General features: G+C 74.3%; 20 protein-coding genes. 18 read left to right on the top strand and 2 right to left on the bottom strand.

What is annotated here, in order from left to right; genetic code table 11:
• Positions 1-6 precede the first annotated feature (6 nt).
• From ACSP97_RS22920 to ACSP97_RS22980, 13 genes are all read left to right on the top strand, one after another.
• Complete coding sequence (locus ACSP97_RS22920) at positions 7-987, top strand: LLM class flavin-dependent oxidoreductase (RefSeq protein ID WP_440554040.1); 981 nt, start codon at positions 7-9, stop codon at positions 985-987.
• Complete coding sequence (mpaB, locus tag ACSP97_RS22925; RefSeq protein ID WP_440554042.1) at positions 980-2059, top strand: daptide biosynthesis RiPP recognition protein; 1080 nt, start codon at positions 980-982, stop codon at positions 2057-2059. The genes ACSP97_RS22920 and mpaB overlap by 8 nt, the downstream gene beginning before the upstream one ends.
• Positions 2056-2871: a daptide-type RiPP biosynthesis methyltransferase gene (gene mpaM, locus ACSP97_RS22930; RefSeq protein WP_440554044.1), complete on the top strand. Its 816-nt coding sequence runs from the start codon at positions 2056-2058 to the stop codon at positions 2869-2871. The genes mpaB and mpaM overlap by 4 nt, the downstream gene beginning before the upstream one ends.
• Positions 2871-4148, top strand: a complete 1278-nt coding sequence (gene mpaD / locus ACSP97_RS22935) for a daptide-type RiPP biosynthesis aminotransferase (RefSeq protein ID WP_391869720.1) — start codon at positions 2871-2873, stop codon at positions 4146-4148. The genes mpaM and mpaD overlap by 1 nt, the downstream gene beginning before the upstream one ends.
• Complete coding sequence (gene mpaC / locus ACSP97_RS22940; protein ID WP_440558471.1) at positions 4148-5362, top strand: daptide-type RiPP biosynthesis dehydogenase; 1215 nt, start codon at positions 4148-4150, stop codon at positions 5360-5362. The genes mpaD and mpaC overlap by 1 nt, the downstream gene beginning before the upstream one ends.
• A gap of 95 nt (positions 5363-5457) precedes the next feature.
• Positions 5458-5655: a daptide-type RiPP gene (locus ACSP97_RS22945; RefSeq protein WP_070026971.1), complete on the top strand. Its 198-nt coding sequence runs from the start codon at positions 5458-5460 to the stop codon at positions 5653-5655.
• Between the two features lie 80 nt (positions 5656-5735).
• Positions 5736-5912 (top strand): daptide-type RiPP, encoded by a 177-nt coding sequence (locus tag ACSP97_RS22950; protein WP_167381432.1) that lies wholly within the window; start codon positions 5736-5738, stop codon positions 5910-5912.
• A gap of 111 nt (positions 5913-6023) precedes the next feature.
• Complete coding sequence (locus ACSP97_RS22955) at positions 6024-6221, top strand: hypothetical protein (RefSeq protein ID WP_070026970.1); 198 nt, start codon at positions 6024-6026, stop codon at positions 6219-6221.
• A gap of 2 nt (positions 6222-6223) precedes the next feature.
• Positions 6224-6952 (top strand): ABC transporter ATP-binding protein, encoded by a 729-nt coding sequence (locus tag ACSP97_RS22960; protein WP_355530230.1) that lies wholly within the window; start codon positions 6224-6226, stop codon positions 6950-6952.
• On the top strand, positions 6945-7688 hold the full coding sequence (locus ACSP97_RS22965) for an ABC transporter permease (protein ID WP_440554048.1): 744 nt from the start codon (positions 6945-6947) through the stop codon (positions 7686-7688). The genes ACSP97_RS22960 and ACSP97_RS22965 overlap by 8 nt, the downstream gene beginning before the upstream one ends.
• Positions 7685-9349 carry a daptide biosynthesis intramembrane metalloprotease gene (mpaP, locus tag ACSP97_RS22970; protein ID WP_440554050.1) on the top strand — a complete coding sequence of 555 codons (1665 nt, stop codon included), beginning with the start codon at positions 7685-7687 and terminating at the stop codon, positions 9347-9349. The genes ACSP97_RS22965 and mpaP overlap by 4 nt, the downstream gene beginning before the upstream one ends.
• A gap of 112 nt (positions 9350-9461) precedes the next feature.
• A complete protein-coding gene (lanKC, locus tag ACSP97_RS22975; protein ID WP_440554052.1) occupies positions 9462-12005 on the top strand; it encodes a class III lanthionine synthetase LanKC in 2544 nt (847 codons plus the stop codon).
• Between the two features lie 29 nt (positions 12006-12034).
• The gene (locus ACSP97_RS22980; RefSeq protein WP_355324003.1) at positions 12035-13120 is read left to right on the top strand and encodes a glycosyltransferase family 2 protein; all 1086 of its coding nucleotides are present in this window, start codon (positions 12035-12037) and stop codon (positions 13118-13120) included.
• Here ACSP97_RS22980 and ACSP97_RS22985 read toward each other — a convergent pair.
• Positions 13091-14050, bottom strand: coding sequence for a helix-turn-helix transcriptional regulator (locus tag ACSP97_RS22985; RefSeq protein WP_440554054.1), 960 nt, complete (start codon positions 14048-14050; stop codon positions 13091-13093). The two genes, ACSP97_RS22980 and ACSP97_RS22985, sit on opposite strands and share 30 nt — an antisense overlap.
• A 316-nt stretch (positions 14051-14366) precedes the next feature.
• Between ACSP97_RS22985 and ACSP97_RS22990 the strand changes: the two genes are divergently transcribed.
• Positions 14367-15020 carry a GOLPH3/VPS74 family protein gene (locus ACSP97_RS22990; protein WP_440554056.1) on the top strand — a complete coding sequence of 218 codons (654 nt, stop codon included), beginning with the start codon at positions 14367-14369 and terminating at the stop codon, positions 15018-15020.
• A 307-nt stretch (positions 15021-15327) separates the two neighbouring features.
• On the opposite strand, the gene ACSP97_RS22995 is transcribed toward ACSP97_RS22990, so the two are convergent.
• Positions 15328-16533: a serpin family protein gene (locus ACSP97_RS22995; RefSeq protein WP_355145956.1), complete on the bottom strand. Its 1206-nt coding sequence runs from the start codon at positions 16531-16533 to the stop codon at positions 15328-15330.
• A 259-nt stretch (positions 16534-16792) separates the two neighbouring features.
• Here ACSP97_RS22995 and ACSP97_RS23000 point away from each other — a divergent pair, with 259 nt between their 5' ends.
• The 4 genes from ACSP97_RS23000 to ACSP97_RS23015 all read left to right on the top strand — a co-directional run bounded on the left by ACSP97_RS23000 (position 16793) and on the right by ACSP97_RS23015 (position 19364).
• Complete coding sequence (locus ACSP97_RS23000; RefSeq protein WP_355323994.1) at positions 16793-17545, top strand: GntR family transcriptional regulator; 753 nt, start codon at positions 16793-16795, stop codon at positions 17543-17545.
• Positions 17546-17971: 426 nt separating this feature from the next.
• The gene (locus ACSP97_RS23005; RefSeq protein ID WP_355145960.1) at positions 17972-18163 is read left to right on the top strand and encodes an SPOR domain-containing protein; all 192 of its coding nucleotides are present in this window, start codon (positions 17972-17974) and stop codon (positions 18161-18163) included.
• Between the two features lie 43 nt (positions 18164-18206).
• Positions 18207-18626, top strand: coding sequence for a (deoxy)nucleoside triphosphate pyrophosphohydrolase (locus ACSP97_RS23010; RefSeq protein WP_355323991.1), 420 nt, complete (start codon positions 18207-18209; stop codon positions 18624-18626).
• Between the two features lie 339 nt (positions 18627-18965).
• The gene (locus ACSP97_RS23015; RefSeq protein ID WP_382012654.1) at positions 18966-19364 is read left to right on the top strand and encodes an ATP-binding protein; all 399 of its coding nucleotides are present in this window, start codon (positions 18966-18968) and stop codon (positions 19362-19364) included.
• Positions 19365-19613 lie beyond the last annotated feature (249 nt).

Genomic DNA, 19613 nt, shown 5'->3' on the forward strand with positions numbered 1-19613 from the left:
GAGCAAGTGGAATACTCCGTACTGGTTCCTTTCCTGCAGCGACGGCCCGAGCAGGTACTGCCTTATGCGGCCCTGGTCGAATGGACGGGAGCGCGGCGGCTCTGGCAGGGGCAGAGCATGCTGATGGAGCCTTTCCAGACCCTCTCCGCCGTCGCGGGCGCCGGATTCCGGGTGCCGACCGGGCTCGGGGTCACGCTGATGCCGCTGCGCCACCCCTTCGAGGCGGCCCACCTCGTCAAGACCCTGGCCATGGCGACCGGCGAGAGCGTCGTCGCCGGGTTCGGGCCGGGCGCCAGGACCTTCCAGCAGAGCCTGCTCGGCGCGCCGTACCGCAGCCAGCTCACGGCGGTGCGGGAGTACCTGGGCATCGTGCGGGGGCTGCTCGACGGCGAAGTGGTCGACGTGCGGGGCGAGTACTACTCGTGCCACGCCCAGATGGGGCCGGTCATGGCCCCGCCGGTGGAGCTGGGGCTCGGGGTGCTGCGGCCCGGCATGGCGCGGCTGGCGGGCGAGATCGCCGATGTGGCCGTCAGCTGGCTGACCCCCGCCGCCTACCTGGACGAGGTCGTGCGCCCCGCGCTGCGCGAGGGCGCCGAGAAGGCCGGGCGGACCGCGCCGCGGGTGACCGCGATGGTGCCCGTCGCGCTGGAGCGGCCGGGGCGGGACGTGGCCGAGTTCGTCCTCGCGAGCAATTCTGGACATATGCAGGCCCCGCATTACATCGACATGCTGGGGCGTGCCGGAATCGATTTCTCCAACCTCGATCCGAAATCCGCGGGACGCCTCATGGCGGACGCCGGCGCATTTGTCTTCGGCAACGAGGAACAGGTCGCCAAAAAGCTTGACGAATTCAGAATGGCCGGCGTTCAGGAAGTCGTGCTCAATCTGACGGGTGTGTGCAATCTCTATGGCCCGAAAGCCGCCATGGAGGATCTGAAGAAGATCCTCGCGGCGGTCGGCGCCGAGCGGAGGAACTCCGGTGAATGAGGCTCTGATCAGTCGTACGGGCAGGCACCTGCGGTCCTGGGCGACGGGCCGGCCGCTCGCCGGCGGCACCGCCGGGGGCGGGAGCGCGACCGTCGTCCTGGAGGACGCCGCCCAGCTGCCCGCCGTGCTCGCCTCGGACGTCGTGGGCCCCCGCACTCTCGTGCTCGTCCCGGGCGACCAGGACGGGGAGGAACACGGGCCGTCGGGCGCCACCGTCGTGGGCTTCGAGGGCTCGCTCAGCGAACCGGGCGGCGACGCGTCGATCGGCGGCGCCATCTTCCTCCAGGTGCAGGACTACGGCACGAGCCCCTACATGTCGCTGCTCGGGACCACCCTGGTCCGGGTGGCCGGCGAACCCGACTTCGAGGCGTTCCTCGCCGACGCCGACCGGGCCCGTGGGACGGGCGAGTTCGAGGCGTTCGCGGTCAGCCCGGCCGTGCAGATCGCCGACCTCGGCGCCCTGGGCGAGGCCGCACCGGACGACGGCCCCGGCACCCGGCTCTGGGTCGCGGCCGACGGCGCCGTGTCCGTCTCCCCGCAGGGCACCCGGCTGGGCACGGCGGGCGACAGCGCCGCCGACCTGTCCGCCGCCTGGACCGCGGCGACCGCCGCCGCCCCCTCCGTGGCCCTCGGCCGCGCCGTGCCCGAGGCCGTCCGCGGGCCCGCCGTGGCCGAACGGCCCTGGCTGGGCCGGTACCTCGCCGCCCTGGACATGCTGCGCGACCTCCAGGTGCACGGCGTCTCGGACGTGCGGATCTCCGGCTTCGGCGGACGCCTCGCGGCCGAACTGGCCGACGTGAGCGGCGCGTACGACGCCCAGGACCCCGCCGTGCCCTTCCTGGCCTGGACCCCGCAGGCGGCGTACGTCCGGGTGCCCGGGCACGAGCGCACCTTCCGGCTCGGCGGCCGGGCCGCGCGGACGGCGGAGCGGCTGCTCGTGCACGGCGACCCGGCGTCGGCCGCCGACGGGGCGGACGGGGCCGCGGTGCGCCAGGTCCTCGACTTCTTCGCCGAACGCGGCGCGCCCCTGCTGCCCGCCACGGCCGACGCCCCGGCGGAGGTGGGCGTATGACCACGGCGACGCCGCTGTCACCGCCCGGCCTGGCCGCGCGGGTGCTGGCCGGATACGGGGACCGGGTGGCCTTGCACGACCTGTACGACGAGGCCGGTGTGCCCGTCTACCACGACCTGGCCGCGACCGACACCAGCGAGATCCGGGAACTGCTGCGGGTGGCCCGCGGCGGCACCGGACCGATCCTCGAACTCGCCGCGGGTTCCGGCCGGTTGACGCTGCCGCTGCTCGCGCTCGGCCGCGAGGTCACCGCGCTGGAGCTGAAGGAAGGCATGCTGGACCTGCTGCGGGAGCGGCTCGCGACGCTCCCGGCCGGGGCGCGGGCCCGCTGTGCGCCGGTCCAGGGGGACATGTCCGCCTTCGACCTGGGGCGCACCTACGGCCTCGTGGTGCTCGGCACCACCTCCGTGTCGCTGCTCGACGACGCCGGCCGGGCCGGACTGCTCGCCTCGGTACGGGCCCATCTGCGGCCCGGCGGGACGTTCCTGCTGTCCACCGTCGACCGCGCCGCGGACGCCGGGGCCGATGCCGACCTGGACTTCGAGGTGCAGGGGGCGAGCGGCCGCCGCTACCGGATGATCGAGCACTGGCCGCCCGGCGCCCCGGCGCGCGGCGTCACGATCCTGCCGCCCGAGCGCGAGGCCGCCGCGGCCGACCGGATCGAGGTGCTGACGACCTCCATCCGGGTGCTCGCCGCCCAGCGGCTGGAGCGGGAACTCGCGGCCGCCCAACTGCCCGTCGTCGCCTGGCACACGCTGCCCGCCAGCGGCCCCCGGCACGTGGACGTCCTGATCGAGGCGGAGGCCGCGTGATGACCGAACTGTGGCCGTCGCTGCTGGACACCGCGCTGCACGGCGACGACGAACTGTGCGCCGTCTCCGCGCGGGGCGTACGGGTGCGCTTCCTCGACGGACGTGAACTCCTGTGCGGCACCAGCGGCTTGTGGAACGCCAACCTCGGGTACGGCAACGAGGCGATCGCCGACGCCTGTGCGCGGGCGCTGCGGGAGGCCTCGTACCTCTCGGTGTTCCGCTACGAGAACCTGCCGGCCCGGCAGGCCGCGCGGGCGCTCGTCGAGGCGGCCGGCACGGACCACTGGGGGCGGGTGCTGTTCTCCACCTCCGGGGGCGCGGCCAACGACGTGGTGATGAAGCTGGCCCGGCACCACCACGCGCTGCGCGGCGAGGGCTCCCGCAAGCTGGTGGTGGGACTGCGGGACAGCTACCACGGCCTGACCTTCGGCGGCTTCGCCCTCACCGGCGAGAACCTCGGCCAGCCGGTCTACGGGGTCGACCAGCGGCTGGTCCGGCACGTGGCCCCCAACCAGCCCGACGAGATACGGGCGCTGGCCGAACGGCAGGGCCGGCAGATCGCCGCCGTCGTCGTGGAACCGGTCCTCGGCACCGGCGCGGTGCCGCTGACCCCCGCATACGTGCGGACCCTGCTGGAACTGCGCGAGCGGTACGGCTTCCTGCTGGTCGCCGACGAGGTGGCCACCGGCTTCGGCCGGGTCGGCAGCCTCTTCGCCTCCCAGCAGTGGCCCGCGCCCCCGGACCTGCTCATCACCTCCAAGGGCCTGACCAACGGCACCTGCGCGGCGGCGGCGGTCCTGGTGTCGCGTGCGGTGGCGGACGCCTTCCACGCCTCCGGGGACGTCTTCGTGCACGGGGAGACCCAGGCCGGGACACCGGTGACCTGCGCGGCCGTGCTGGCGACCCTCGCCGAGATGCGGCGGCTGGACGCCGTCGCCTCGGCCCGCCGGCTGTCCGCGCGGCTGGACGCGGCGCTCGGCGAACTGGTCGCCACCCATCCCCGGGTGAGCGGCACCACCGGAGCGGGCTGCTTCCGCTCGATCCGGCTGTGCCTGGCGGACGGCTCACCGCTGCCGCAGGACCAGGTCGCCGACGTGGTCGCCGCGATCCGGCGGGCCGGTGCCCTCGTGCACCCCAGCGTGTCCGGCGTGCAGATCCTGCCGGCGCTCACCTACACCGACGCCGAGCTGGACGAACTGCTCGACCGGGTGCGGGCCGGGGTGGACGCGCACGCCGGTACGGCCTCCGCCACGGCCGCCGGTACGGAGGCGGTGTGATGGAGCCGGTCTGGAGCCTGAGCAGGCATCCGCTGACCCGGGTGGCGTACGGCCTCGACGGCCTCTCCCAGTGGCTGACCCGGCACGCGGGCCGGCGGCTGACGATCCTCGTCGACGCGGCCGTGGCGGACGGCGAGGCCGAGTCCCGGGTGCGCGAGCGCGCGGCCTGGGCGGACCGGGACACCGAGCGGATCGTCCTGTCGGGCCCCGGCGACCTGGCGAGCGTCACCCGTCTCGCGGCGGACCTCGTGGACCGCGAGTTCGTGGTCGCCATCGGCGGCGGATCCCTGCTGGACCAGGCCAAACTCGCCGTGCTGCTGGGCTCGGACCCGGCCGTGGGCGATCGTCTGACGGTACGTCAGCGCAGCGGCCTCGTGCTGCTGTCGGCCGACTCGGCGCCCCGCGTGCCACTGGTCGCCGTGCCGACGACGGTGGGCACCGGCAGCGAACTGAGCGGCGCCGTCTGCCTGTCGACGCCCGAGGGCAAGCGGCTGGTGCTGGGCAACGGGCTCCAGCCCGAGGTCGCGGTCTACGACGCCGTGGCGACCCGGACCCTGCCCGGCGACCTGCTCGCCGAGGGCGTCCTGGAGGTGCTGTTCCGGCTGGCCGGGATGTACGCGGGCGACCACCGCGAGCTGCCGACCGAGGACGCCTTCGCCGAGACCCTGCTGCGGCGGCTGGTGCGGCTGGGCGACGAGGTGGCGGCGGCCCGCGCCGACGGCACGGCGCCCGGCGACGCCCTTCGGCTGGAGATCGCCAAGCTGAGCGGGCTCAGCCACCAGCCGTGGCTCAACCTCGGCCGGGACCCGTGCGCCTGCAAGGGCTGGTACCTCGCCAACGAACTGTCCACCGCCCTCGGGGTGCGCAAGATGACGGCCGCCGCCGCCCTGCTGCCCCCGCTGTGGCGGCGGATCACCCGGCCGGACCCCCGCTGGGGCTCGGCGCCCCGGCTGGCGCGGCTGTGGCGGGCGGTGTCGGCCGCACGGACCGTACCGGGTCCGGTGGACGATCCCGCCGCGGGGATCGACGCCCTGCTGGACGACTGGGGCATCCGGCGATCCCTCGACGCACCGCCCGAGCGCGTCGCCGAGGTGGCCCGCGCCACCGTCCGGGCCTGGGGGCAGGGACTGCCGACGCTCGGCGCCCTCACCCTCGCCGACGTGCACGAGGTCATGGCGGAAGCGGTCGGCGCGCCGGCCCTGGCCACCCGCTGACCGCCCGGCCCCGCCGGCCCCGTGCCGCACAGACTTCCGTCAGCCCCCGCTGACGGACGCACCACCAGGCATCGCACCGGGAGAGGAGGAAGAAGATGCAGACCGCCAAGAACCAGGGTCCCTCCGCGCCGCTCGAGCTGGCGCTGCAGGAGCTGGAGCCGCACGAGCTGGAGATGCAGGAGCTGGAGGCGCTCGACGCGCCCTTCGGCTGGACTGACGTGGTGAGCCTCGTCAGCGGGCTGAGCGCAGGAGGGGTCGTCTCGTACGTGTCCCTCGTGACGCTGGCGACCTGAGTCTCCTGAAGCCCGGGTCCCACGGACCACGGCTTCTCGAGCCCGACCACCCCGAAGGCACCGGAAGGAGGTGAAGAACGATGCAGGAGAACAAGAACTCCGCCCTCGAACTGTCCATGCAGGAGCTGGACATGGAGGAGCTGGAGGGCATGGAGGCCCCCGACTGGTGGAACAGCTTCCTCGTGAGCTTCGGTGTGTCCGCCGGTGTGAGCGCCACCTACAGCTCGCTCGTCATCACGTCGGTCGTCGCGACCTGACGCGGGCCGGCCCCTGAGAGTGCCCTGTCCCGGATGCAGTCGCGTTGCATCCGGGCCAGGGCCTCCCCGGGAAATATACGTGCCGCCCAGCACTCCAAGGAGAGATGCGCAATGTCCCAGGCCGCTTCCCGCGGCTTTCCGTGGGCCCTCGCGGGCTTCTGGATCGTCGCCGTCATGGCCGCGCCCGGCATCATCTCGGCCCTCACCTCAGGCCGGACGCGAACCACTTCCCTCCTCGTCTGCATCGGCGTGGAGCTGCTGATCATCGCCGGTGTCGGCCTCTTCCTCCGGGCCCGGGGGAGGACCTGAGCATGACGGACGTAGTCGACATCGAGGGTCTGACCAAGCGCTACGGCGAGGTGACAGCGGTCGAGGACGTCTCCTTCCAGGTGAGACCCGGCCGCGTCGTCGGACTGCTGGGCCGCAACGGCGCCGGCAAGACGACGACCCTGCGCATGCTGCTCGGGCTGGCCCGGCCCACCGCCGGTCGGGCCACGGTGTTCGGCCACCCGTACGCGCAGCTCCCGCGCGCCGCCCACCGCGTCGGTGTCGGCATGGACGGCATCGGGCCCTCCAACGCCGCCACCGGCCGGGGCGACCTGAACATCTGGGCCAGGACCCTGGGCCTCGGCCGCTCCCGCGTGGAGCAGGTCCTCGAACGGGTCGGGCTGGCCGACGACGCCCACCGCAAGCTGCGCGGCTTCTCCACCGGGATGCGCCAGCGGCACGCCCTGGCGACGGCGCTGCTGGCCGACCCCGAACTGCTGATCCTGGACGAGCCGGCCAACGGCCTGGACCCGGACGGCATCCGCTGGCTGCGGCAGTTCCTGCGGTCCCTCGCCGACGAGGGCCGTACCGTCCTGCTCTCCAGCCATCTGCTCGCCGAGGTGGAGCAGACCGCCGACGACATCGTGATCCTGCAACGCACCCTGCGCTACAGCGGCACGGTCGCCGACCTCACCCGCAACGGCACGGTGAGCCTGGAGAGCAGCTTCTTCGAACTCGTCGGCCCGGCGGCGAAGGAGCCCAGCCATGCGTGACCTCATCGCCGCCGAATGGCGCAAGATCTGGACCGGGCGGGCCTGGTGGGCGCTCGGCCTGTCCGCGGCGCTGCTGTGCGTGCTGGCCGACGCCGGCTACCTCACCCAGGCGCTCGACCAGCTGCCCAAGGGCACGACCACCGAGGCCGACCTGACCTCCACGCTGGTGCAGGGCTGGTTCATGGTCGAACTGGTCGCCGCCCTCGCCACCATGCTCGCCGTGACCCGCGAGTTCTCCAACGGCGCGATCTGCCGGACGGCGCTGCTCGGCGGCGGCCGCGGCCGGGTGCTCACCGCGAAGCTCGTGGCCGCGGCCGGCACCGGGGCGGTGTACGCGCTGGCCGCGGGCGCCGTGGCGGCGGCCAGCCCCTGGCTGTTCCTGGCCGGCCGCGCATGGCACCCGCAGTGGACGACGACCACCACCTGGACCCTGCTCGGTGTGATGCTGGTGATCCTGGTGGGCGCCCTGTGGGGCAGCCTGCTCGGCATCGTCATCCGGCAGCAGGTCGTCGCGATCGTCGTGCTGCTGCTGAGCACCTGGCTGGTCAGCGAGGGCCTGCTGCGACTCGCCCCGAAGATCGGCCGGTTCACCATCGACGAGGCCATGGCCGCGGTGTACCGCAGCGGCAACGACGGTGTGCTGCCCATCCCGTGGGCCCTGGTGGTGCTCGCCGTCTGGATCGTCGTCGCCGGGGTCGCGGGCCGGACCCTGTTCCTGCGCCGGGACCTGCCGTGAAACCGACGCTGAACCGCCCGCGGCCACAGGCCGCCGCGCCGCCGCCGCTGCCGCGGTACCCGTGCCTGGCCGAGGACGTGGTGGTGCACGAGCCGGCCGAGGCGGGCGCCCCCTGGATCGTGCAGTTCGACGCCGGCCGCTACCTGCGGGTGGGCGCCGGGATGGCGCGGCTGCTGCGCTCGGCCGACGGCACCCGCACGGCCGACGACATCGCCGCCGTGCTCGGCGCCCCGTGGACGCCCGAACTGGTGGGGGAGGGGCTGACCCGGGCGCAGCGGATGGAACTCCTGCGCGGCACGGCCCGCAAACCCGCCGGGCGCCGCAGGTTCGCCTTCGTGCCCCCGCTGACCTTCCAGTTCACCGTGGTGCGCCCGGAGCGGTTCCTGGCCCGGTTCCGGCCGCTGGCCGCCCGGCTCGCACACCGCTCCTGGGCGGCGGCGCTGATGGCGCTGGTGGTCGTCGGCATCCTCTGCCTGGCCTTCCAACTGCCCGCGCTCGCCCACGCGCTGAGCCATCCCGTGTCGGTGTCCACGCTGGTCACCCTGGTGGTCGTCACCTACGTCGGCACGGTCCTGCACGAGATGGCGCACGGCATCGTGCTCAGCCACTACGGCGGCAAGCCCAGCCGCATGGGCGTCATGCTCTTCTATCTGACCCCGGCGTTCTTCTGCGACGTCACGGACGGCTGGCGGCTGCCGGGCAGCGGGCAGCGGGTGCGGATCGCGCTCGCCGGCATCACCACCCAGGCCGCCATCGGCGGGGTGTCGGGCATCGCCGCGGCCGTCGTCGCACTGGCCGGGGGCGCCCCCGGGGTCCGCGACACGCTGCTGCTGCTCACGCTGACCACCTTCGTCTCGGGGGTCTTCAACGCGCTGCCGTTCGTCAAGCTGGACGGCTACCTCGCGCTCATGAGCCACCTCGACATCTCCCACCTGCGGGACCGGTCGATGACCGACGCGCGGCGGCTGGTGGCCCGGGTGCTGTTCGGCGGGCGCTACGAGCGGGCCCTGCCCGGCGTGCCCTGGGCTCCGCTGTTCGGGCTGGCCTGCATGGTCTTCCCGGTCTACGTCCTCGCCATGGCCTTCACGGTGTGGCAGAGCATGCTGGAGGCCATGGGACTGGTCGGCGCGGCCGTCGTCTCCCTCGGCCTGGCCTACCTCGCGCTGCGCCTGTACTCGGGCGCCATGCGCCTCGGTGCCGAGGCGCGTGCCGCGGGGGCGCGCCGGTGGCGGATCTGGGTCGTCTCGCTGGTCGTGCTCGCCGCCCTGACCGGCATCGCGCGGGAGGTGACCCTCCCCTACACGGTCTCCGGCGGCTTCGTGCAGAGGGACGGTCGGGTGCTGTTCGTGGCGACGGGCGCCGCCGACCTGGACGCCGTCACCCCGGGCGCGACGGTGCGGCTGCGGGGCAGCGGCATCGTGCTGCACGAGGACCTGGGCGAGGCCCGGGTGACCGGCTCGGAAACCTCCCAGGTCGAGGCCCCGTTCTCGGTGTTCGCGCCGGTCGCCGGGCTCGACTCGATGAAGCTGCCCGCCACCGGCGTGCCGCTGCGCGTGCACCGGCCGCCCGCCGCGGCCACGGGCCTGGCCGAGGTGGACGCCGGCCGGCGCAGCGTCGGCGACTGGCTCTACCTCCGCTACCTGGCACCTTTCTGGCGCTGACCCCGGCCGCCACGGGCACCGCGTGGCCGTCCGGGGCACCACGCCCCCGGACGGCCACGCCTTCTCGGCGTACCGGCCCTCGCCTCTTCTCCAGCTCCCAAGGCGGTTGATCATGGACATACTTCGGCATCTGATGTACTGCCCGCCGGGCACCCCGTACTTCGACCGGGACGACGCGGACTCGGCGGCCTCGGACGACTTCCCGGCCGTCGCCGCCCCCGGGCCCGAGGGCTGGACCCGCGCCGCCGGACCGGACTGGGCGATGCTGACCCCGCCCGGCCACCGGCTGCCCGCGCAGGGCTGGAAGATCCATGTCTCGGCCACCCCCGGCAACGCCGAGGACGTCCTGCGGCGCTGCTGGGACTACCTGGTGCCGCGAGGCGTCGCGTTCAAGTTCATCCGCAGCCGCAAGGTCCTGCTGCGCCGCAACGGCAAGTACGGCGACCGCAGCGCCAGCGGCAAGTTCGTGACCATCTACCCCGAGGACGAGGAGCGGTTCGCGCTCGTCCTGGCGGAGCTGGGCGAACTCCTCGACGGGGAGCCGGGACCGTACATCCTCAGCGATCTGCGCTGGCGCTCCGGCCCGCTGTACGTGCGCTACGGCGGGTTCGTGGCCCGCACCATGAAGACGCCCACCGGCGAGAGCGTCCACTGCATCGAGGACCCCGAGGGACGCCTGGTGCCCGACCGGCGCGGGCCCTCCTTCCGCCCCCCGGAGTGGGTGACGCCGCCCGCCTGTCTCGACGAGGCCCTGCGGGCGCGCGAGGCGGGCACCCTGGAGGACTTCCCCTACCGGGCCGAGAAGGCCCTGCACTTCTCCAACGGCGGCGGCGTCTACCGGGGCAGCGACCTGCGCACCGGGGAGCCGGTGCTGCTGCGCGAGGCCCGGCCGTACGCCGGGCTCGACACCCAGGGGGAGGACGCCGTGGCGCGGCTGCGGCGCGAACACGACTGCCTGCGCCGGCTCGACGGCCTGCCGTGGTTCCCGCGGCTGCTCGACGCCCGGGTGGGACACGAACACCACTTCCTGGTGAGGGAGTTCATCGAGGGGGAGACGCTCGCCACCGCCATCACCCGGCGCCTGCCCAAGGCCCCGGAGACGGACCCGCGGGGCGCCCAGGCCTACACCGACTGGGCCCTCGGCGTGCTCGACGAGGTCGCGCGGGGCATCGCCGCCATGCACCAGCGGGGCGTCTTCTTCGGCGACCTGCACCCCGGCAACGTGCTCGTGCGCCCCGACGGAACGATCGCCTTCATCGACCTGGAGACGGCGTCGACCGACCCGGACGCCACCCAGATCCACGCCGCCCCCGGGTTCGCCGCGCCCGCCGGACACCGCGGCCCGGACATCGACCGGTACGCCCTCGGCTGCCTGCGCCTCGCCCTGTTCGCGCCGCTCACCACGCTGATGGGCTGGGGCCCGGGCAAGGTGGACCAGCTGATCGACTACGTGGTGTCGCGCTATCCGCTGCCCGGCGACTGGGGCGACCGGGTGCGCGCCGACCTCACGCCGGCCGTCCCCGCCGCCGGGCCGGGCACGGCGGGCGGCCCCCCGGCAGGCGCCCCGGCCCGCGCGGGCGACGACGACGCGCGGACCGCGCTCGCCGCGGGCATCGTCGCGGCGGCCACACCGCACCGCACGGACCGGCTCTTCCCCGGTGACGCCGCGCAGTTCTTCGTCCCGGAGGGCGGCGCCTGCCTCGCGTACGGCGCCGCGGGCGTGCTCTGGGCGCTCGCCGAGGCGGGGCAGGAGGTGCCCGAGGAGCACACGGACTGGCTGGAGCGCGCGGCCGGTGCGCTCACCGACCCCGCCCCCGGCCTGTGGACCGGCCTGTCCGGCATCGCCGGGGTGCTCGCGCGGCTCGGCCGTACCGGGACGGCCAGCGAACTCCTCGCCAGGATCAGGGAGTCGGACGCACCGGACGACAGCCTCTTCGACGGGCTGGCCGGGACCGCACTGGCCCAGCTGTACTTCGCCCGGACCACCGGCGACGACGACGCGCTCAAGTACGCCCTCGCGGCCGGCGAGCAGCTCGCCGTCCGGGCCGCCGCAGGTCCGCCGCGCCGCGGTCACGTGGGTCTCCTGCGCGGCCGCTCGGGCGGCGCCCTGCTCCCGCTGGGCCTGTACCGGCACACCGGCGACCCCGCCTGGCTGGACGCCGCCCGCACCCTGCTCGACAGCGACGTACGGGCGCTCGGCTGGCGCGAAGGCGACGAACCCGGCGAGGGCACCGCGGGGCCGGCCGGCTGGGCTCCCAACTCGCCCGGCGGCAGGCCGCAGTTGGCGGCCGGTGGCGCGGGCGCCGCGCTGGTCCTCGCGGACTATCTGGACCACCGGCCCGACCCGGATCTCGCGCGGGTCCGCGACAGCGTCCTGGACGCGGCGCGGGACGCGATGCCCCGCACCGCCGGGCTCTTCCACGGCTGGGCGGGGGTGGCCCTGACCCTGCGGCGCCTGGGCGGCGAGCCCACCGCGCGGCAGCGGGAGCGGCTGCTGGACGTCCTCGGCCTGTTCCGGGTGGAGCACGAGGGACGGCCCGCCTTCCTGGGCCACGAGAACCTGCGGCTCTCCACCGACCTGGCCACCGGCGGGGCGGGGGTGCTGCTCGCGCTGCACGCCCTGGGCGGCCGGCCCGGCGCCCTGCCGCTGTGCTGAGCCCCGAGACGAAGGACGGTCCCACGGTCATGACAGCCACCGGCACCCCCCGGGTGTCCGTCGTCTGCCCGACGTACAACCGCTCGCGGGCGATCACCAGGACGATCGACTCCGTGCGGGCGCAGACCGTCGGGGACTGGGAACTCCTGGTGGTCTCCGACGGCTGCGACGACGACACCGAGGACTGGGTGGCGCGGGCGGCGGCCGAGGACCCGCGGGTGCGGCTGCTGCGGGTGGCCAGGTCAGGTCACCCGAGCGGCCCGCGCAACGCGGGGCTCGCCGCGGCCCGCGGCGCGTACATCGCCTACCTCGACCACGACGACACCTGGCACCCGCACCACCTGAGGGTCGTCCTCGGGATGCTGGAGGCGGGCGCCGAGATGGTCGCCACGGGCTGCGAGTACCGGGACGCGGCCGGGCGGGAGGTGGCGCCGCTGCCCCCGCTGTCGTGCTGCTGGCATCCCCAGCTCCAGCTGATGGGACCGATGTTCGAGCCGTCCCGGGTGGCGCACCGGCGCGGTCTGGTGGAGGCGGTGGGCGGCTGGCGGGCGGGCGCGGGACTGGAGGACTGGGACCTGTGGCTGCGGCTGGCGGACGCCGGGCACGTCTTTCGCACGGTGCTGGAGCCCACCGCCGTCCTGCTCACCGACGGCGGGACCCGCCGGCACCGCATGCCCCGGCCGCACCGGATGCCGCTGGTCACCCTGACGGACGCCAGGGCCGCGCACGCCCTCCTGCTGGAGCTGCGCGCCGGGCGGCACGACGCGGCCTTCCGCGCCGCGTGCCTGGCGGACATGCGGGAGTGGTACGCGCGCATGGCGGCCGACCGGACGTTCGCGCGCCCCGCGGACTGGCACGGCGATCTGGACGCCGAGGTCGAACGGGTCGTGACCGGCGCCGGAAAGCTCTTCGAGGAACTCGTCCTGGTGCCGCAGCGGGGCCGGTTCGCGCTCGCCAAGAACCTGCTGTGCGCCCGTCCGGAACACGCCCGGCGGGCCACCGGGCTGCTGCCCGCCATCCAGTCCCGGCAGTTGCGGCTGCTGCGGGAGCTGGCGGGCGCGGCGGTGTGCGCGCCCGCCGGATCCTCAGATCCAGCCCTTGTCCCGGGCCAGTAGCGCGGCCTGGAAGCGGGTGCTCGCGTTGAGGTGCTGGAGCAGCCGGGCGATACGGGCCCGGTAGGTGCGCACCGAGATGCCCAGCTCCCGCGCGCCGGCCTCGTCCTTGTCGGTGCACGCCATCACCTGGAGGACCTTGAGGTGCAGCTCGTCCAGCCCCTCCCGCTCGGCGCCGGGCCGCAGGCAGGACAGCGCGTCGGACGCCTGGGACCAGCACCGCTCGAAGAAGCTGTGGAGCGCGTGCACCAGCACGTCCTGACGCACCATCAGGGCTTGCCGTGCGGTCGCGTCGGCGGTGGTCTGGACGAGGGCGGTCTCCCGGTCGAACACCGCGATCCGGTCGAAGCTGCCGTCCAGCAGCCGGAACTCGGCGCCGTGGTCGGCCAGTTCGCGCAGATGCCCGGCGGGCTCGCTGTCACGGAGCGCGGCGCGGTGCGCGAGCACCCGCAGGGCGACGCCCCGGCGCAGACAGCGCAGATCGGCCTCGCGGGTGCCGGTGAGGTGCTCGTGCGCCGGCAGCCACGACGGCTGGGTGACGACGATCTCGCGCCGGGCGAAGAAGGCGAGTTCGTCGATGCGTTCGTGCACCGCGTCCGCGCCGTCCAGCGGTTCCACCTGGCCGGGGTCGCCGGTCCGGCCGCGACCCCGGGTGGCGCGCAGCACGAAGGACTGTGTGGTCGACAGGACTTCGAGCTGCTGTTCCTGGAGGGCCCGCAACCGCCGCTCGGCGAGCTGCTCTATGCCGATGCCCGGGTCGACGGGGGAGGGTTCCCCGTCGGTGTCGAGGTGGATCATCCCTTGCTGTTCCAGCCGTTTGAGGCTGAGGCAGAGTTCCGCCGTCTCCAGGCCGAGCGCCGCGAGCAGACCCGTTCTGGTCAGGTCGGGGTTCTGCAGCAGCGTCCGGTACACGGACTCGTCCAGCGGTTCCACTCCCAAAGCGGTCAATTCCCATACGCCCATGTGTTCCCCCGCGAACAGTCGCCACCGGTGCTGGAAGTTGACCGGATCCTTCCATAGGTGGCTGAAACATGTCAAAGTTGGAGTAAAGCCGCTGACCGCCTCGTCGGACCGGTCTCTTCGCTCGGCGCGCCGCCGTGCTTCCCCCGGATATGTGTGCCCCGTGTGAAGGTGGAGTACTCCTGTTTCCGCTGGGGAGGAGGGGACCAAGGTCCTTGACCTGCAAGGCGGTTGACGCTGCAACCGATGACGCGTACGACGCGTCGTGACCAGAGACTGGGGAGGTCTTGTGGACGCTGGGCTTACCGTGGGTGAGCGGATCGTGCTGCTCGGACTGGACGAGGCGGACGGCACCCCGCGTGAACAACTGCGGGTGGGCTGCGCGGTGGCGGCGGTGCCGCTGCTGGGCCTCGTGCGCTCCGGCCGGGTGGTGGCGCGCGACGGTGGACTCGCCCTCACGCAAGAGCCCCCGTCCGACGAGCCGTTGGCGGCGGCCGTGGCCGCGCAGATGCGCCGCGCGCCCGAGGCCAAGCCCCAGGCGTGGCTGCTGGCCGTGCGCGACGAGGCGGTCACCGCCGCCTACGAGGGCCTGCTGGCCAAGGGCGTGGTCCGCCAGGAGGGCCGCAAACGGCTCGGCGTCTTCGGCTCCCACCGCTACCCCCCGGCCGACCCCTCGGTGCTGACGGCCCTGCGCGCCGAACTGTCCGCCGTGCTCCACGCGAACGCCGAGCCGTCCCCGGACACCGCCGAACTCCTCACCCTGCTGCACCGGGCGGGCCTCGACGCCCTCGCCCTGCCGGACACGGACCCGGCGCGCATCGCCCCCCGCATGGCCGAGGTGTCCGCCGCGCTGGAGCCGGACGGCACGGTGGGCGACGCGGTCTCGGCGGCCCTCGCCGCGGTGACGGTCCTCCTCGCCTCGATCCCGGGCCTGACGGGCTGACCTCGTCCCGCCGCCCGCCACGGGAAGGGGACCCGGCCTCGCCCACCGCGGGGCCGTCGTCCGCCCCGCCCCCGCCTCCGCGCTCGTCGCGAACCCCGCCCGGCGCCTCGTCCGCCCGCCCCCGCACCCCGCCCGAGTGGATCTTCAGCCACCCGTCGGGTGAAGATGGCCGCCGGCCCGGTGTCGGACGAGGTCCCGGGTGAACGGGAGCGGTGGAGGGGCACGTGGGGTACCTGTTCGCCACGGAGGAGCACCTGAGCCAGGCGAGCACCTGGGACGCCCTGCTGACGCTCACGGGGGCCCGCGGCTAGAACGAACCCCCGTACCCCGGTGCGGGGTCGGTCACCCAGCCGGCCAGCAGGACCAGGCGTGAGTCGCGGTCGGTGGCGAGGAAGGCGAAGGGGCGGTCGAAGGCGACGCGGACCACCGTGGTCTCGTAGCGCAGCTGGGGCGCCCCGGCACCGTACATGGCCTGTACGGCCGTCACCGCCCCCGCGCGAAAGCCCAGCGGGCCGAACCGGGCCACGGCCGACTGCCGGGCCTGTTCCACGGCCAGCGGCTGCTCGCTCACCCCGGGGAAGTGGCCGAACCGCGGGTCCGCCGCCGTTCCGAGCCCGAACAGGTCGGCCAGGGCCAGCAGATCGTGGTCCGCGCGCACCTCGTACGCCACCGTCGTCACGTCCAGCGACGTCGGCTCGGGCGCGGCGGCCTGCTGCCGTTCCACGTGCAGGCCGGGCCCGACGTGGCCGTACGGCAGGGCGCCGCCCGGCGTGAGGGCGAGCGTGCGCTCCACCACGGCCACCCCGGCCGCCAGGACCTGCCCCGGCGTCATGCGCTCCTCGCCGAGCACCAGATGGACGTCGATCCCGTTGTCGCCGGGGACCGTCAGCGCGGTGACGAAGCCGTCCGGAGTGCCCGCGACGCCCACCCGGTCGGGCCGCACGCTGCGCCGGTGCAGCCCGCGCAGGGTGCGGCCGCGCCAGGGTCCCGCCTCCGGGACGAGGGACCGCTCGTCGAAGGGCTGGCGCCAGGTGGTGTGCAGGGCGAGCGCGCCCGCCAGCACCATCCGCGACTCCCGGGTCAGCGTCACCGGCATCCGCTCGACCAGGCCGCCGGTCCGCTCGGCCGCCCAGGCGTCCAGCCGTTCCTGCGCGGTGACGAGGTCGTCCCCGAACACGCCGTGCGCCCCGGCCGGCAGCCCGGCCCGCCACGCGTCGCGCAGCGGCAGCGTGTGGTGCGTCCACAGGCCGAGTGCCGCGTCCAGGCCGGGCGCCGCGCCCAGGGCCGCCAGCAACTCCCGTGCGAGCGGGGCCGCTTGCTCCGCGGGCACGCCCAGCGCGCCCGCCAGCTCCTGTCGGGCGGGGCCCGCCGCGCCGTCCGCGAGCAGGGCCAGCAGGGGCCAGACTCCGGCCGCGGAGAACGCCGTACCGCCCTGCGCGGTGGCCGCCCAGCGCGCCGTCAGCCCGTTCACCGTGTGCGCGACCGTGCCCTCGGCCCTGCTGCCCACCGTCATTCCGCCCCCTGTGTCCCGCTTACCTGCGACAAGTCGTAAGAGGCACGGTACCGGGGCCGGTGGACTCGCCTGCGGGCGCCCGGAGTTGTCCGGGAGGCACGAGAGGTGTGAAGGGGTGGCCGGGCGGGGGAGAAAGTGCTGGGTGCGGCCCTCTCCGACCGGATGTCATCACTTCGAGTGATTCTCTGGCCTTTGCTTGCACGGCTCAACCCACGGTTGCCACGCTGTTGCTGTCTGTACAACCTGATGGGAGCGGCCAGTGACTTTCGGTGAGCAGCCGGCGTACTTGCGTGTCGCGGGTGATCTCCGCAAGAAGATCGTCGACGGTTCACTGCCGCCCCACACCCGCCTCCCCTCGCAGGCCCGCATCCGCGAGGAGTACGGCGTCTCGGACACGGTCGCCCTGGAGGCCCGCAAGGTGCTGATGGCCGAGGGGCTGGTCGAGGGCCGCTCCGGCTCGGGGACGTACGTGCGGGAGCGGCCGGTGCCGCGCCGGGTCTCCCGCTCCGGCTACCGCCCCGGCGGCGGCGCCACGCCGTTCCGGCAGGAGCAGGCCGACGCCTCGGTGCGCGGCACCTGGGAGTCCAGCAGCGAGCAGGCGGAGGCCGGGAGCGTCATCGCCGAGCGGCTCGGGATCAAGACCGGTGAACGGGTCATGCGCACCAAGTACCTGTTCCGCGAGGCCGGGGAGCCGATGATGCTGTCCACCTCCTGGGAACCCCTCGCCCTCACCGGCCGCACCCCGGTGATGCTGCCCGAGGAGGGGCCGCTCGGCGGGATGGGCGTGGTCGAGCGGATGCGCGCCATCGACATCATCGTGGACAACGTCACCGAGGAGGTCGGCGCCCGCCCCGGCCTCGCCGAGGAACTCCATCTCCTCGGCGGCGTCCCCGGCCATGTCGTGCTGGTCGTCCAGCGCACCTACTACGCCTCGGGCCGCCCGGTGGAGACGGCGGACCTGGTGATCCCGGCGGACCGCTACCGGGTGGCGTACCACCTGCCCGTCAAGTGAACGGGAAGGCACCGGTTCACCGGAAACCACGGCAGGTCTCCGTGGCGTCGTCCACACTGCCGGAGTGACGTAGCGCACAGCCGGGGCTCGTCCCGTGCGCGGATGCGCCGGGCGTCCGGCCGGGCCCGGCGCCGGGCCGTTCTCACCATGGGATCGTTCCCGCAGGTGGGGCCGGGTTGGATCGGCGGGCGCCCGATCCGTGTCGATGTCATCCCGGAGGGCGCATTCGTGCGCGTGCGCCCCCGGCGTTCTGGCTGGTTGCGTACCTCTTTGTGAAAAGACGTATTCGGTGCGTGAAGGTAGGGCGTACGCTCGGGCATATGCGGATTGCGGTTTCCTTATGCGAGGCCCGGTGGGGGCCCCGGACGGGATGGGGGTCCCGTGATGCCGGAAAGGGTGAAGAGATCGATGGGGGCGGTGCGGGGCATGAGTGAGGGCACGGTTTCCCTGCCCTGGATCGTGATACGGCAGGACGACAACGGCAATCGCTACCGCGTCGGCCGCTACGCGACCCGGGCCGAGGCCCAGAAGGTGGCCGACAGCTTCGAGGACCGGGAGCACAGACAGCTCTACTCGGTCGAGCGCGTAGCGCAGAACGGGGACGGCGGCCGCAACTGACCGGCGGCGCCCGCGTCCGGGAGCCTCCCGTAGGCTCCGCTCCATGACGCCCAAGACGCGACGGATCGTGGTGGTGGGGGCCGCCCTGCTCGACGGCGGCCGCCTGCTCGCCGCGCGCCGCAGTGCGCCCGCCGAACTGGCCGGGCGCTGGGAGCTGCCCGGCGGCAAGGTGGAGCCGGGCGAGCGGCCCGAGGACGCGCTGGTGCGCGAACTGCGCGAGGAACTCGGTGTCGACGCCGAGACGGTGGAGCGCGTACCCGGCGCGTGGCCCCTGCGGGAGCCGTACGTCCTGTGGGTGTGGACCGCTCGCCTGCGCCCCGGCTCGCCCGCGCCCCGGCCCCTGGAGGATCACGACGAGCTGCGCTGGCTGACCCCGGCCGAGCTGTGGGACGTGCCCTGGCTGGACCAGGACGTACCGGCCGTGCGCGAGGTCGCCGCGCGCCTCACCGCCGGGACCCGCTGACCGCCGCGCCTCACCGCCGGGACCCGCTGACCGCCGCGCCTCACCGCCGGGACCCGCTGAGCACGGCGCTTCCCGGCAGGGCCGCCGACCGTGGCGCCTCACGACCGGGACCGCCGACCGTCGCGCACCCTGCCGACCGCCACCCGCCTCCGCGGAGCGCCACGCGCCCCCGCCGGCCATCGCACGCCCCGCCGCCGTGGCCCGTCGGCCGTCTCCGCCTAGGCCGTTCGACCCACAGACGGACGGCACGGACGGTACTGGCCATCACATACCGGGTATGGGGCCATTAACCCCACTAAACCGGACTTGGGTGGGCTCGCGGCCTGGGAAGTGATCGGCGTGATCGACACCGATGGCGACTGCGCCGAGTGGACCTTTCCCGCGGAGCCGGGCGCCGTGCGCAGCGCCCGGGCCGTGGTGCGCGGCCAGTTGCACGGCTGGGACCTCGACTGTGTCGCCGACCTCGCGGCGCTGCTCGTCAGCGAGCTGGTCACCAACTCGCTGCGCTACGCCACCGGCCCCATCGGCGTCCGACTGGTGCGGCCCGCCGGCGGCGACGACTCGCTGCTCGTGGAGGTCTCCGACCCGCTCCCCGACCCGCCGCGCGAACGCGAGGCCCGGCCCGAGGACGAGAGCGGACGCGGCCTCCAACTGCTCGCCGGCTCCTCGCGCCGCTGGGGCACCCGGCCCGGCGCGAGCGGAAAGACCGTCTGGTTCGAGCTGGCCGTGCCGAGGTGAGGTCCGCCGATCACCGGTCCCGGGGTGGTGGGGCGGGGGCGCATGGGGTGGCACAAGGCGGTGCGGGGTGAGGCAGGGGCGCCCGAGGGCGCGGAGGGGGTGTACATGGCCCGCCGCGTGGCCCCTCGCGTGACTCCGGCTCGCCGACCGCTGCGGAGCGTGTGGTTCGAGGGCGTGTTCCCTGGTTAGAAGAGTGGCAGTGTTGTCGCGCAGCGGTCCGAAAAACGTCTGGACCGTGCTGTGATCGTG

The organism is Streptomyces sp. SCPE 10 (genome assembly GCF_051980735.1).
GTDB classification, from domain to species: Bacteria; Actinomycetota; Actinomycetes; order Streptomycetales; family Streptomycetaceae; genus Streptomyces; species Streptomyces misionensis.

Excerpts from the sequence above, each read along its gene's own strand:
- mpaD (WP_391869720.1), top strand. The coding sequence starts at position 2,871 with ATGACCGAACTGTGGCCGTCGCTGCTGGACACCGCGCTGCACGGCGAC.
- ACSP97_RS22995 (WP_355145956.1), bottom strand. The coding sequence starts at position 16,533 with ATGACGGTGGGCAGCAGGGCCGAGGGCACGGTCGCGCACACGGTGAAC.
- mpaM (WP_440554044.1), top strand. The coding sequence starts at position 2,056 with ATGACCACGGCGACGCCGCTGTCACCGCCCGGCCTGGCCGCGCGGGTG.
- ACSP97_RS23005 (WP_355145960.1), top strand. The coding sequence starts at position 17,972 with ATGAGTGAGGGCACGGTTTCCCTGCCCTGGATCGTGATACGGCAGGAC.
- ACSP97_RS22980 (WP_355324003.1), top strand. The coding sequence starts at position 12,035 with ATGACAGCCACCGGCACCCCCCGGGTGTCCGTCGTCTGCCCGACGTAC.
- ACSP97_RS22945 (WP_070026971.1), top strand. The coding sequence starts at position 5,458 with ATGCAGACCGCCAAGAACCAGGGTCCCTCCGCGCCGCTCGAGCTGGCG.
- ACSP97_RS22965 (WP_440554048.1), top strand. The coding sequence starts at position 6,945 with ATGCGTGACCTCATCGCCGCCGAATGGCGCAAGATCTGGACCGGGCGG.
- ACSP97_RS23010 (WP_355323991.1), top strand. The coding sequence starts at position 18,207 with ATGACGCCCAAGACGCGACGGATCGTGGTGGTGGGGGCCGCCCTGCTC.
- ACSP97_RS22960 (WP_355530230.1), top strand. The coding sequence starts at position 6,224 with ATGACGGACGTAGTCGACATCGAGGGTCTGACCAAGCGCTACGGCGAG.
- mpaC (WP_440558471.1), top strand. The coding sequence starts at position 4,148 with ATGGAGCCGGTCTGGAGCCTGAGCAGGCATCCGCTGACCCGGGTGGCG.
- ACSP97_RS22955 (WP_070026970.1), top strand. The coding sequence starts at position 6,024 with ATGTCCCAGGCCGCTTCCCGCGGCTTTCCGTGGGCCCTCGCGGGCTTC.
- lanKC (WP_440554052.1), top strand. The coding sequence starts at position 9,462 with ATGGACATACTTCGGCATCTGATGTACTGCCCGCCGGGCACCCCGTAC.
- ACSP97_RS22950 (WP_167381432.1), top strand. The coding sequence starts at position 5,736 with ATGCAGGAGAACAAGAACTCCGCCCTCGAACTGTCCATGCAGGAGCTG.